The organism is Streptomonospora arabica (assembly GCF_039531585.1).
In the GTDB taxonomy this organism is placed as follows: Bacteria; Actinomycetota; Actinomycetes; order Streptosporangiales; family Streptosporangiaceae; genus Streptomonospora; species Streptomonospora halophila.
On sequence record NZ_BAAAQI010000001.1, the window covers coordinates 1 to 12518 of the forward strand.

General features: G+C 73.1%; 10 protein-coding genes. 1 reads left to right on the top strand and 9 read right to left on the bottom strand.

Going from position 1 to position 12518, the window contains the following annotated elements:
• Positions 1-128: 128 nt before the first annotated feature.
• The 9 genes from mihF to pyrR all read right to left on the bottom strand — a co-directional run bounded on the left by mihF (position 129) and on the right by pyrR (position 11228).
• Entirely contained in the window at positions 129-449 is a 321-nt protein-coding gene (gene mihF, locus ABD284_RS00005; protein ID WP_131098131.1) for an integration host factor, actinobacterial type, read from the bottom strand.
• A 338-nt stretch (positions 450-787) separates the two neighbouring features.
• Entirely contained in the window at positions 788-1489 is a 702-nt protein-coding gene (gene pyrF, locus ABD284_RS00010; RefSeq protein WP_344139325.1) for an orotidine-5'-phosphate decarboxylase, read from the bottom strand.
• 293 nt (positions 1490-1782) lie between these two features.
• Positions 1783-2730 carry a dihydroorotate dehydrogenase gene (locus tag ABD284_RS00015; protein ID WP_344139328.1) on the bottom strand — a complete coding sequence of 316 codons (948 nt, stop codon included), beginning with the start codon at positions 2728-2730 and terminating at the stop codon, positions 1783-1785.
• Positions 2731-2732: 2 nt separating this feature from the next.
• Positions 2733-3632 carry a dihydroorotate dehydrogenase electron transfer subunit gene (locus tag ABD284_RS00020; protein ID WP_344139331.1) on the bottom strand — a complete coding sequence of 300 codons (900 nt, stop codon included), beginning with the start codon at positions 3630-3632 and terminating at the stop codon, positions 2733-2735.
• 126 nt (positions 3633-3758) lie between these two features.
• A complete protein-coding gene (gene carB / locus ABD284_RS00025) occupies positions 3759-7058 on the bottom strand; it encodes a carbamoyl-phosphate synthase large subunit (RefSeq protein ID WP_344139334.1) in 3300 nt (1099 codons plus the stop codon).
• 15 nt (positions 7059-7073) lie between these two features.
• Positions 7074-8255 (bottom strand): glutamine-hydrolyzing carbamoyl-phosphate synthase small subunit, encoded by a 1182-nt coding sequence (gene carA / locus ABD284_RS00030; RefSeq protein ID WP_344139337.1) that lies wholly within the window; start codon positions 8253-8255, stop codon positions 7074-7076.
• Positions 8252-9550 (bottom strand): dihydroorotase, encoded by a 1299-nt coding sequence (locus tag ABD284_RS00035; protein WP_344140739.1) that lies wholly within the window; start codon positions 9548-9550, stop codon positions 8252-8254. Before ABD284_RS00035 ends, carA begins: the two co-directional genes overlap by 4 nt.
• 95 nt (positions 9551-9645) lie before the next feature.
• Positions 9646-10554 (bottom strand): aspartate carbamoyltransferase catalytic subunit, encoded by a 909-nt coding sequence (locus ABD284_RS00040; protein WP_344139340.1) that lies wholly within the window; start codon positions 10552-10554, stop codon positions 9646-9648.
• Positions 10554-11228: a bifunctional pyr operon transcriptional regulator/uracil phosphoribosyltransferase PyrR gene (gene pyrR, locus ABD284_RS00045; protein WP_386699085.1), complete on the bottom strand. Its 675-nt coding sequence runs from the start codon at positions 11226-11228 to the stop codon at positions 10554-10556. Before pyrR ends, ABD284_RS00040 begins: the two co-directional genes overlap by 1 nt.
• A gap of 521 nt (positions 11229-11749) precedes the next feature.
• On the opposite strand from pyrR, the gene bldD reads away from it, so the two are divergent.
• Entirely contained in the window at positions 11750-12244 is a 495-nt protein-coding gene (bldD, locus tag ABD284_RS00050; protein ID WP_017591133.1) for a transcriptional regulator BldD, read from the top strand.
• The last annotated feature ends 274 nt before the right edge of the window (positions 12245-12518 follow it).

A 12518-nucleotide genomic window follows, 5' to 3' on the forward strand; every position in this document is an offset into this window, starting at 1 on the left:
TGCGCGCCGCCGGCGCCGCCGCCGCGGGGCTGCGGCGGTGGGGCACCGGCGGTCGCGCTCAGGCGCGCCCCGCACTTGTGCGAGCGGCCTCAATCCGTCGTGAAAAACGGCACATCCGCCTTCGAGCGCTACTCGGCTCCGCCGAATTCCCGCTCCAGAGCCGAGCGCTGGTTGGCGCCCAGCCCGCGGACTCGGCGGGACTCGGCGATGTTCAGCCGCTCCATGATCTGCTTGGCGCGGACTTTGCCGACGCCCGGGAGGGATTCGAGCAGAGCCGAGACCTTCATCTTGCCGATGACGTCGTCCGTCTGTCCGTCAGCCAGCACCTCTGACAGCGACACGCCGCCGTGCTTCAGACGGTTCTTGACTTCCGCGCGCTCTTTTCTGGCCTTCGCGGCTTTCTCCAGAGCCGCGGCGCGCTGTTCGGGTGTGAGGGGAGGAAGGGCCACGCCGGGTCACCTCGGTTTTCTCTCGTTTGTAGAGGGCGGACGCCTGCGCAAGTTAGTAGGTTCCGACCCCGTTCGGCAACGCAAAGTCGCCTTTCAGGCGCCATTTCATCAAAGTAATTACTCTTTGTAATTAACCGATTGCGCAGAGGTAGGAAAATCAGGACTTTCGGCCCGGTTGAAGTTCGGTTCAACCGTACCGCGGCCGGGCCCGGTCCTCGACCCCGCAGGTCATGGCCGTGCCGTCTCAGAGAGGTTTCGGGCGTGAACTTTCTGCTGTCACGAGGTGGCCGCAACCGGTCATCGTGTCCACGTCCGGGACGCACGGCGCAGGGCGGGGATCAGGCCGAGGCCGCCTCCACCCGCCGCAGCGCCGCCGCGATCGAGGCGGCCGCCGCACCGGGGTCGGAGGCCCGGGTGATGGGCCGGCCGATCACCAGGAGGTCGGCTCCGGCCTCGTAGGCCGCCTCGGGCGTGGCCACGCGCGCCTGGTCGCCGTGGTCGGAGCCCAGCGGCCGCACGCCGGGGGTGATCAGGGCCACGTCCGGGCCGACCTCGGACCGCAGCGAGGCGACCTCGTGCGGCGAGCACACGAGCGCGCGGGCGCCCGCCTCGACCGCCATGACCGCCAGGCGCCGCGCCGCGTCGCCCGCCGGGCCCGTGATGCCGATCTCGGCCAGCGCGGCGTCGTCCAGCGACGTCAGGATCGTCACGGCGGCGATGCTCGTCTGCGGGGCGGCCTCGACCGCCGCGGAGATCATCTCGCGCCCGCCGGCCGCGTGCACCGTCAGGATCGAGGGCTTGAGCCGCGCGAGGTTGCGCGCCGCCCCCGCCACGGTCGCCGGGATGTCGTGCAGCTTGAGGTCGAGGAAGACCGAGGTCTTGTTGCCTCCGCGCAGGGTGCCCACGACCTCGGGGCCGTAGCGCAGGTAGAGCTCCAGCCCCACTTTCACCGTGCTGACGTGGGGAGAGACCTCGGAGGCCCAGCGTGCGGCTGTCTCGATGTCGGGTGCGTCGATGGCGACGGCGATGGGCGCTGCCACGGTGGTTCTCCTTCGGCTCGCTGAGGTGGTCGGAACGGTTCAGGGTGTGCGGCCGGCCGCGGAGCCGGGACGGACCGCGCGGTGCCCGCGCGGTCGGGCGGAGGCGGCCGACCGGTCAGCGCCGGCGCGCTGCCCCGAGCGGTTCCCCCGTGCGGCCGGTTCATGCATGTTCGCCGCCAGATGTGCGTCGGCGCCGCTGAGACGACCGCAGCGCGGCGTTCCGTACCCGAGGGTAGGTCGGACACAGCCCCGGGCGCTTTGGGTGCCTGGAGGCGATCTGAGCGGTTTGCCGGTCATCGTCCCAGCACAGTTCCGATCGGACGGTGTGCGGCCCCGACGACGTCGGTGACCCGATCCACACCGCGCTCCTCCAGAAGCTCCTCCAGCTCGCGCAGGATCCGCACACACGCGGAGGGGTCGGCGAAGTTCACGGTGCCCGCGGCCACCGCCGAGGCGCCGGCCGCCAGGAACTCCAGGGCGTCGGCGCCGGTGCGCACGCCGCCCATCCCGACGATCGGCACGTCCGGCAGGGCGGCGCGCACGCGGTAGACGCAGCCCACGGCGATCGGGCGGATCGCCGGCCCCGAGACGCCGCCCACGCCCCCGGCCACCACCGGCCGCAGGGTGGCGGGGTCGATCGCCATGCCGCGCAGGCAGTTGACCATGCTCAGCCCGTCGGCGCCCGCGTCGACGCAGGCGCCGGCCAGGGCCACCGGGTCGGGCACGTCGGCGGCCAGCTTGGCCAAGACCGGCATGCGCGGCTCCGCGGAGCCGCGCACGGCCGCGACCACGCGGGCCGCCTCGGCCGGGTCGTCGGCGAAGTCGCGCCCGTGCCCGGCGGGGTTGGGGCAGGAGAGGTTGATCTCGATCATCGCCACCCCCGCCTCGCCGGTCAGGCGCGCGGCGAGCGCGGCGTACTCGTCGGGGCCCGACCCGGCCACGGAGACCACGGTGGTGCCGCCGCGCGACCGCAGCCACGGCAGGTCGCGCTGGAGGAACACCTCGATGCCCGGCCCCTGCAGGCCGATCGCGCTGACCATGCCCGAGGGGGTCTCGGCGATGCGCGGAGCGGGCCGCCCGGCCCGCGGCTCCAGCATGACCGACTTGGTCGCCAGGGCGCCCAGCCGGGCGATGTCGTAGAAGCGGGCGAGCTCGCGCCCGGTTCCGGCGCAGCCGGCCGCCGCGATGACCGGGTTGGCCAGTTCCCGTCCGGCCAGGCGGACGCGCATGTCGGGGTTCACGCTCAGCCGGCCTCCCGTTCGGCGGACCCGCCCGCGTCCTCGGCGCGGGCCTTCCAGCCGGGCGCGCCCAGCGCGTCGAAGGGGATGGTGCCCACGTCGTCGAAACGCACCCGCTCCCCGCGGAAGACGGGCCCGTCCACGCAGGCGCGCGCCATGCGGGTGATGCCGTCCTCGCCGACCACCGGGACGACGCAGCTCATGCACACGCCCGTCCCGCAGGCCATCGCCTCCTCCACCGCCACCTGCGCGGGGATGTCCATGCGCGCGGCGGCCGCGGCCACCCTGCCCAGCATCGGCATCGGCCCGCAGGCGTAGATCACGTCGGAGCGCGCGTCGGCCACCACCCGCTCCAGCGCGTCGGTGACGCGGCCGCGGACGCCGAAGGAGCCGTCGTCGGTGGTGAAGGTGGCGGTCTCGGCGACGCGGCGGGCGCTGATCGCGCTGAAGACCCGGTCGGCCGAGGCGGCGCCCAGCACGAAGTCCACGCGGCAGCCCCGCCGGCGCAGCGCGTGCGCCAGCGGGAACAGCGGGGCCGCGCCGGACCCGCCGCCGACCAGCACGCAGTTGACCGGGTCGCGCGGCAGCGGGAACGGCCGGCCCAGCGGGCCCACGACGTCGATGAGGTCGCGCGAGCGCCGCTCGGCCAGCCAGGCCGTCCCGGGCCCGCGCACCGCGAAGAGGAACTCCACCGTGCCGCCGTAGTCGGGCTTGACGTCGTGGACGGCGAAGGGGCGGCGCAGCAGCATGCCGGAGTGCTCGCCGCCCACGCCCACCGACAGGAACTGCCCGGAGCGGAACCGCTCGGCGATCTGGGGCGCCACGACCGTGATGGCGTGGTAGGCGTCGACCCGGCGCACGGTCAGCACGGAGCTGCGCGTCTGGACCGGCCCGCTGTCACTCACTCGGCTGCCCTGCCTCGATCCGCTCGGCTGCGCGGCCTGCCCCGGCCCCGCGCCCGGCCGCCTACCGGCCGCCCCTGTCGCGGCCGGGGGCTTCCCGGCCGCCTCGACGCCCCCTCACACGCGCGCTCAGCCCGCGGCGCCGCGCAGCGACGCGGCGTGCTCCTGCAGCGAGCGCACCCCGATGTCGCCCCGCACCAGGGCCTCGATGCCCTGGACCGCCGCGGCCAGCCCTTGGACCGTGGTGACGCTGGGCACCCCGCGCACGACCGCCGCGGTGCGGATCTCGTAGCCGTCCAGGCGCGGACCGGACTGCCCGGCGCTGCCGAAGGGCGTGTTGACGATGAGGTCCACATCGCCGCGGTGGATGAGTTGCACGATAGTGGGTTCGCCGTCCGCTCCGGGCCCTGCGCTGTGCTTGCGCACCACGCGGGCGGCCACGCCGTGGCGGCGCAGCACCCAGGCGGTGCCCTCGGTCGCCAGGATCTCGAACCCGAGGTCGGCCAGCCGCTTGACCGGGAAGACCATGGTGCGCTTGTCCCGGTTGGCCACCGAGACGAACACCGACCCCGCCGTCGGCAGCGAGCCGTAGGCGGCCAGCTGCGACTTGGCGTAGGCGGCCCCGAAGTCGGTGTCCAGGCCCATGACCTCGCCGGTGGAGCGCATCTCCGGCCCCAGCACGGTGTCCACGCCCTCGCCCTGGCGGTCGATGAAGCGGTTGAAGGGCAGCACCGCCTCCTTCACCGAGACGGGGGCGTCCATGGGCAGCGTGCCGCCGTCGCCCTCGGCCGGCAGCAGGCCCTCGGCGCGCAGCTCGCGCACGCCCGCCCCCAGCATCACCCGGGCGGCCGCCTTGGCCAGCGGCACCGCGGTCGCCTTGGACACGAACGGGACCGTGCGCGAGGCGCGCGGGTTGGCCTCCAGCACGTACAGGACGCCCGAGGCCAGCGCGTACTGCACGTTGAGCAGCCCGCGCACGCCGGTACCGCGGGCGATGGCCTCGGTGGAGTAGCGGATGCGCTCGAAGTCCTCGTTGCCCAGCGTCACCGCCGGCAGCGCGCAGGCGGAGTCGCCGGAGTGGATGCCGGCCTCCTCGATGTGCTCCATGATGCCGCCGAGGTAGAGGTCGGTGCCGTCGTAGATGGCGTCGACGTCGATCTCGATGGCGTCGTCGAGGAACCTGTCGATCAGTACCGGGTGGTCCGGGCTGACCTCGGCGTTGCGCTCGATGTAGTCGGCCAGCATCCGCTCGTCGTAGACGATCTCCATGCCGCGCCCGCCCAGCACGTAGGAGGGCCGCACCATCACGGGGTAGCCGATCTCGCCGGCGACCTCGCGGGCCCCGGCGAAGGAGTGGGCGGTGCCGTGCTTGGGCGCGGGCAGCCCGGCGTCGGCGAGCACTTTGCCGAACTCGCCGCGGTCCTCGGCCAGGTCGATGGAGCCGGGGCTGGTGCCGACGATGGGCACCCCCGCGGCCTCCAGGCCGCGCGCCAGCCCCAGCGGGGTCTGCCCGCCCAGCTGGACGACCACCCCGGCGAGCTCGCCCGTGGCGCGCTCGGCGCGCACGACCTCCAGCACGTCCTCCAGCGTGAGCGGCTCGAAGTAGAGGCGGTCGCTGGTGTCGTAGTCGGTGGAGACGGTCTCGGGGTTGCAGTTGACCATCACCGTCTCGTAGCCGGCCGCCGACAGCGCGAACGAGGCGTGCACGCAGCTGTAGTCGAACTCCACGCCCTGGCCGATGCGGTTGGGGCCCGAGCCCAGGATGATCACCTTGGGCTTGGTGCCCTCGGGGACCTCGGTCTCCTCGTCGTAGCTGGAGTAGAGGTAGGGCGTCTTGGCGGCGAACTCCGCGGCGCAGGTGTCCACGGTCAGGTAGACGGGGTGGACGCCCAGCGCGTGGCGCAGCTCGCGCACGACCTCCTCGGTCTTGCCGGTGATCTCGCCGATCTGCAGGTCGGAGAACCCCGCGCGCTTGGCGGCGCGCAGCCGCTCGGCGTCCAGCCGGGCCCCGGCCAGGCCGCGGGCGGTCTCCTCCAACAGCAGCATCTGGTCCAGGAACCAGGGGTCGATGCCGGTGGCCTCGTGCAGCTCGGCCACGCCCGCGCCCGCGCGCAGCGCCTGATGGATCCGGCGCATGCGCAGCTCGCCGGGCGTGGCCGCGGCGCGCACCAGCTCGTCCCTGCCGCCGGGCTCGCCGGCCCAGGTGAACCCGACGCCGTTCTTCTCGACCGAGCGCATCGCCTTCTGCAGCGCCTCGGGGAAGGACCGGCCGATGGCCATGGCCTCGCCGACCGACTTCATGGTGGTGGTCAGCGCGGGGTCGGCGCCGGGGAACTTCTCGAAGGCGAACCGGGGCACCTTGACCACGACGTAGTCCAGGCTCGGTTCGAAGCTGGCCGGGGTCTCGGCGGTGATGTCGTTGGGGATCTCGTCGAGGGTGTAGCCCACGGCCAGCTTGGCGGCGATCTTGGCGATGGGGAACCCGGTGGCCTTGGAGGCCAGCGCCGAGGAGCGCGAGACGCGCGGGTTCATCTCGATGACGATCATGCGCCCGCTGTCGGGGTCGACGGCGAACTGGATGTTGCAGCCGCCGGTGTCGACGCCGACCTCGCGGATGACGTCGATGCCGACGTCGCGCATGCGCTGGTACTCGCGGTCGGTGAGGGTCATGGCCGGCGCGACGGTGACCGAGTCGCCGGTGTGCACGCCCATCGGGTCGAAGTTCTCGATGGAGCAGACGACGACCACGTTGTCGTTGCCGTCGCGCATCAGCTCCAGCTCGTACTCCTTCCAGCCGAGGATGGACTCCTCCAGCAGGACCTCGGTCACCGGCGAGAGCGCGAGCCCCTGGCCGGCGATGCGGCGCAGGTCGGCCTCGTCGTGGGCGAAGCCCGAGCCCGACCCGCCCATGGTGAACGAGGGCCGCACGACGACCGGGTAGCTCAGCTCCTCGGCGGCCTCCAGGCACTCCTGGAGGGTGTGGCAGATGCGCGAGCGCGCGGACTCGCCGCCGATGCGCTCGACGATGGCCTTGAACGTCTCGCGGTCCTCGCCCGACTGGATGGCCTCGACGTTGGCGCCGATCAGCTCGACGTTGTACTTGGCCAGCACGCCGGACTCGTGCAGGGCGACGGCGGTGTTGAGCGCGGTCTGGCCGCCCAGGGTCGGCAGCAGCGCGTCGGGGCGCTCCTTGGCGATGATCTTCTCGACCATCTCCGGTGTGATCGGCTCGACGTAGGTGGCGTCGGCGATCTCGGGGTCGGTCATGATCGTGGCCGGGTTGGAGTTGACCAGGACCACGCGCAGGCCCTCGGCCTTGAGCACGCGGCAGGCCTGGGTGCCGGAGTAGTCGAACTCCGCGGCCTGCCCGATCACGATCGGCCCGGAGCCGACCACGAGGACGGACTTCAGGTCATTACGGCGCGGCATGTGCGGTCCCCCGGCTTACGACTGGGCGGGCTCGGCCGACCGGCCGGAGCTGCTGGACGGATCGGTGGAGGCGGCCATGAGGTCGCAGAAGGCGTCGAAGTGCTCGGCGGCGTCGTGCGGCCCGGCGGCGGCCTCGGGGTGGTACTGGACGCTGAACGCGGGCCGGTCGAGCAGCCGCAGGCCCTCGACGACGCCGTCGTTGAGGTCGACGTGGCTGACCTCCGCGCGGCCGTAGGGGGTCGCGAACGGCCCGTCCGCCGGGGCGTCGACGGCGAAGCCGTGGTTGTGGCTGGTGATGTAGACCCGCTTGGTGTGCACGTCCTGCACGGGCTGGTTCACGCCGCGGTGGCCGAACCTCAGCTTGAAGGTGCCCAGGTCCAGCGCACGCCCCAGGATCTGGTTGCCGAAGCAGATGCCGAACAGCGGCGTGCCCGACTCCAGCACGCCGCGCATCGCGGCCACCGGCGCGTCGGCGGTGGCCGGGTCGCCCGGGCCGTTGCTGAAGAAGACGCCGTCGGGCTCCAGCGCCAGGATCTCCTCGGCGGTGGCGCCGCCCGGCAGCACGGTGACCTCGCAGCCGCGCTCGGCGAGCCGCTGGGGGGTCATCGCCTTGATGCCGAGGTCCACGGCCGCGACGCGGAAGCGGGCGGCCACGCCCTCGGGCGGTCGGACCGTGTAGGGCTCGGCGGTGGCGACCTCGCCCGCCAGGTCGGCCCCGGCCATCTGCGGGCTGGCCAGCACGCGCTCGCGCAGCCGCTCGGGGTCGGTCTCGACGGTGCTGATGGCCGCGCGCATGGCGCCGCGGTCGCGCAGGTGGCGGGTGAGGGCGCGGGTGCCGTCGACGGCGATTCCCACCACGTTCTGGCGCACCAGCTCCTCCTCCAGGGTGCGCTCGGCGCGCCAGTTGGAGGAGACGCGGGCGGGCTCGCGCACCACGTAGCCCGAGACCCAGATCCGGCCCGACTCGGGGTCGTCGTCGTTGACGCCGGTGTTGCCGATGTGCGGGGCGGTCATCACGACGATCTGGCGGTGGTAGGACGGGTCGGTGAGGGTCTCCTGGTATCCGGTCATCCCGGTGTTGAAGACGACCTCGCCGAGGGTCTCGCCCTGTGCGCCGAAGGACCTTCCGTGGAACGCGCGCCCGTCCTCCAGGACGAGGACCGCGGGCACGCCGCCGGTTGCTGGTTGTGGATTCACTGGATCTTCCCATCGAGGACCGTGGGGACGCCGCGCAGGAACGTCGCCTGGATGCGGCCGGGCAGGCGCATGCCCCGGTACGGGGTGTTCGCGCTCTTGGATGCCAGGGCCGCCGGATCGATGTCCCAGGCGGTGTCCGCGTCATACAGCGTAACGTTGGCGGGCTCGCCGGGGGCGATCGGACGACCGTGACCTGCAAGACGTCCGATGCGAGCGGGTTCGGCCGACATCCGCCGGGCCAGTGCGGCCCAGTCGAGCAGACCGGTGTCGACCATGGTGTGCTGCACCACCGACAGCGCGGTCTCCAGGCCGAGCATGCCCATCGCCGCGGTGGCCCACTCGGTCTCCTTGGCCTCGGCCGGGTGGGGCGCGTGATCGGTGGCCACGCAGTCGATGGTGCCGTCGGCCAGACCCTCCCGCAGCGCGCGCACGTCCTCGGCGGTGCGCAGCGGCGGGTTGACCTTGTAGACGGGGTCGTAGCTCTCGGCGAGGTCGTCGGTGAGCAGCAGGTGGTGCGGGGTGACCTCGGCGGTGACGTCGCAGCCGCGCTCCTTGGCCCAGCGGATGATCTCCACCGAGCCCTTGGTCGAGACGTGGCAGACGTGCAGCCGCGAGCCGACGTGCTCGGTGAGCAGGCAGTCGCGGGCGATGACCGCCTCCTCGGCCACGGCCGGCCAGCCGGCCAGGCCCAGCCGGTCGCTGACCACGCCCTCGTTCATCTGGGCGTTCTCGGTGAGCCGGGGCTCCTGGGCGTGCTGGGCGACGACGCCGTCGAAGGCCTTGACGTACTCCAGGGCGCGGCGCATCAGCAGCGCGTCGGAGACGCACGTGCCGTCGTCGGAGAACACGCGCACCGCCGCGGCGGAGTCGGCCATGGCGCCCAGCTCGGCGAGCCGGACACCGCCGAGGCCCCGGGTGACCGCGCCGACGGGCTGGACGTCGCAGTGGCCGGACTCGCGGCCGAGCCGCCACACCTGCTCGACGACGCCGGCGGTGTCGGCGACCGGGTCGGTGTTGGCCATGGCGTGCACGGCGGTGTAGCCGCCCGCCGCGGCCGCGCGGGCGCCGCCGGCCACGGTCTCGGCGTCCTCGCGGCCGGGTTCGCGCAGATGGGTGTGGAGGTCGACGAGGCCGGGCAGTGCGACGAGCCCCTCGGCGTCGACGACGGCGGCGCCGGCGGCGCTGAGACCGGTGCCGGTCTCGGCGATCGCGCCGTCGCGGATGAGGATGTCGACCGGGTCACGCCCGGCGATCCGGGCACCGCGGACCAGGTAGGCGGCGCTGCTCTGGGTCATATGGTCCATCGCTTCTGTGTGGTGGTCGTGTTGCGGGCGCGGCGCGGCCGCCGCCCCGGGAGCAGGCGGGCGCGGCGGGGCCGGGGCGGTGCGCGCTAGGAGCCGCCCAGGAGCAGGTAGAGCACGGCCATGCGCACGCTGACGCCGTTGGCGACCTGCTCGTTGACGGTGCTGCGGGGGGAGTCGGCGACCTCGGCCGAGATCTCCATGCCGCGGACCATGGGGCCGGGGTGCATGACGATGGCGTCGTCCTGCATACGGGCGAAGCGCTCGCCGTCGAGCCCGTAGCGGCGGCTGTACTCGCGCGCGGTGGGGAAGAACGCGTCGTGCATGCGCTCGGCCTGCACCCGCAGCAGCATCACCACGTCGCTCTTGGGCAGCACGGCGTCGAGGTCGTAGGAGACCGAGCAGGGCCAGGTGTGCACCGACACCGGAACCAGAGTGGGCGGTGCGACCAGGGTGACCTCGGCGCCCAGCGTGTGCAGCAGCAGCACGTTGGACCTGGCCACCCGGCTGTGCAGGATGTCGCCGACGACCGCCACGCGCAGCCCGTCGAGGCGGCCCAGGCGCTCGCGCATGGTGTAGACGTCCAGCAGCGCCTGGGTGGGGTGCTCGTGGGTGCCGTCGCCGGCGTTGAGCACGGCGCCGTCGACCCACTCGGCCAGCCGGTGGGCGGCCCCCGAGGCGCTGTGGCGCACGACGACGCCGTCGGCGCCCATGGCCTGCAGCGTCAGCGCGGTGTCCTTGAGGCTCTCGCCCTTGGAGACGCTGGAGCCCTTGGCGGAGAAGTTGACGACGTCGGCCGAGAGGCGCTTGGCGGCGAGCTCGAAGGACGTGAGGGTGCGGGTGGAGTCCTCGTAGAAGAGGTTGACCACGGTGCGCCCGCGCAGGGTGGGCAGCTTCTTCACCGAGCGGCCGCTGACCTGGGCGAGCTCGGCGGCGGTGTCGAGCACCAGCAGCGCCTCGTCGCGGGAGAGGTCGCCGGCGGACAGCAGGTGGCGCATCAGGCCTCCACCCCCTCGTGCCCCTCGTGGCTCCGGCCGCCGGGACGGGGCCGCTCCGCCGGGCCCAGCAGAACGGCATCGGTCCCGTCGTACTCCTCCAGCTGCACCGTGACGTTCTCGCGCAGCGAGGTGGGCAGGTTCTTGCCGACGTAGTCGGCGCGGACGGGCAGCTCGCGGTGGCCGCGGTCGACGAGGATCGCCAACTGCACCGCGCGGGGGCGGCCGAGGTCGTTGAGGGCGTCCAGGGCGGCGCGCACGGTGCGCCCGGAGTACAGGACGTCGTCGACCAGGACCACCTGGCGGCCGTCGATGCCTTCGGGCGGGATATCGGTGCGGCCCAGTGCGCGGGCGGGCGCCAGCCGCAGGTCGTCGCGGTACATGGTGATGTCCAGCGAGCCCCGGGGGACGGTGCGGCCCTCGACGCGCTCGATGCGCTCGGCCAGCCGCTCGGCCAGCGGGACGCCGCGCGAGGGGATGCCCAGCAGGGTGACGTCGGCGCCGCCCTTGGTGCGTTCCAGGATCTCGTGGGCGATGCGGGTCAGCGCCCGCTGGATCTCGGGGCCGTTCAGGACGGTCCGCGCGGCCGATGGGGCGCGCGAGCCGGATCCGAGCGGATCGGCGGCTCCGCCCGCGGATGCGTCCGAATCACGTTCGGCACGCTGGCGCGCACACACAGTAGTGACCCCCTTCCCTGCCTCACGGGACAGGCCGTTAAAGGATGTCGAACGCCTTCACGCTATCAGCGGAGGTAGAGCACTCCGGGCGGCGGGTCGACGACACTCGGCGAAAAATGTGACTCTCGTCACACTCCCCGATCTTGACATAGTGCACCATTGTCCGGCGAAGGGGATGCCACACACGGTGCACACACCGGACGGATCTCCAGAATCCCCACGCCAACGGGCTTTCCGCGCACCCGGGGTGGATACGGTGTCCCGATCAGTCCCGGAATGAGAGCCCTCTCACTTACACACGGTTTGGCCACTGAATCGTCGCATTTCCACCCAACGGCTTGACCTGGCAACCGAACAGCCCTACCGTCACTGTCCGTAACCAATCTCGGGCGGGACCGCTCCGTCCGGGCCCTGCGGCAGGAGCCCACCGGGCGCCTTCGGCCGGGCGCGGTCGCCCATGGCGGACTCGGGGCCCTACCGCCCACACCAGCCACTTTCACGGCCGGGGAGCGACGAAGAAGATGCCATCCGAATACGCCAAGTCCCTAGGTGCGCGGCTGCGCGCCATCCGCACCCAGCAGGGGCTCTCCCTGCACGGAGTGGAGGAGAAGTCCCACGGCCGCTGGAAGGCCGTCGTCGTGGGCTCCTACGAGCGCGGTGACCGCGCCGTGACCGTCCAGAAGCTCGCCGAGCTCGCCGACTTCTACGGCGTGCCCATGTCCGAGCTGCTGCCGGGCGGCGCCGCGCCGACGCCGCTGGGCCCCACACCCAAGCTGGTGATCGACCTGGAGCGCATGCAGCAGCTGCCCCAGGAGAAGGCCGGGCCGCTCGCACGCTATGTGGCCACCATCCAGAGCCAGCGCGGCGACTACAACGGGCGCGTGCTGTCCATCCGCCAGGAGGACCTGCGCTCGCTGGCGGTCATCTACGACCGCTCGCCCGGCGACCTCACTGAGGAGCTGATCAACTGGGGCGTCCTCGACCCCGAGGCCCGCCGCGCGGTCGACGCGTTCTAGCGGGCTCGGGCAGGCCTTCCGGCAGGCCTGAGACGGACCGGCAGACCGCGGCGCGCGCCCACCGCGCGCGCCGGCCGAGGCGCGCGTCCCGCGCCCACTCCCCCGGGCCGCGGACGCGCCGCCCCGCCGCGCCGCGGGCATGCCGCCGAGCGCCGCGCGGACCGGTCCCGCGCTTCCCCGTGTCCCCGTGCTCCTCGGGACCGCGCGGTTCGCCGCGCCGAGACGACGACGGCCGCGTCCCCGCTGCACTCGCGCAGCGGGGACGCGGCCGTCG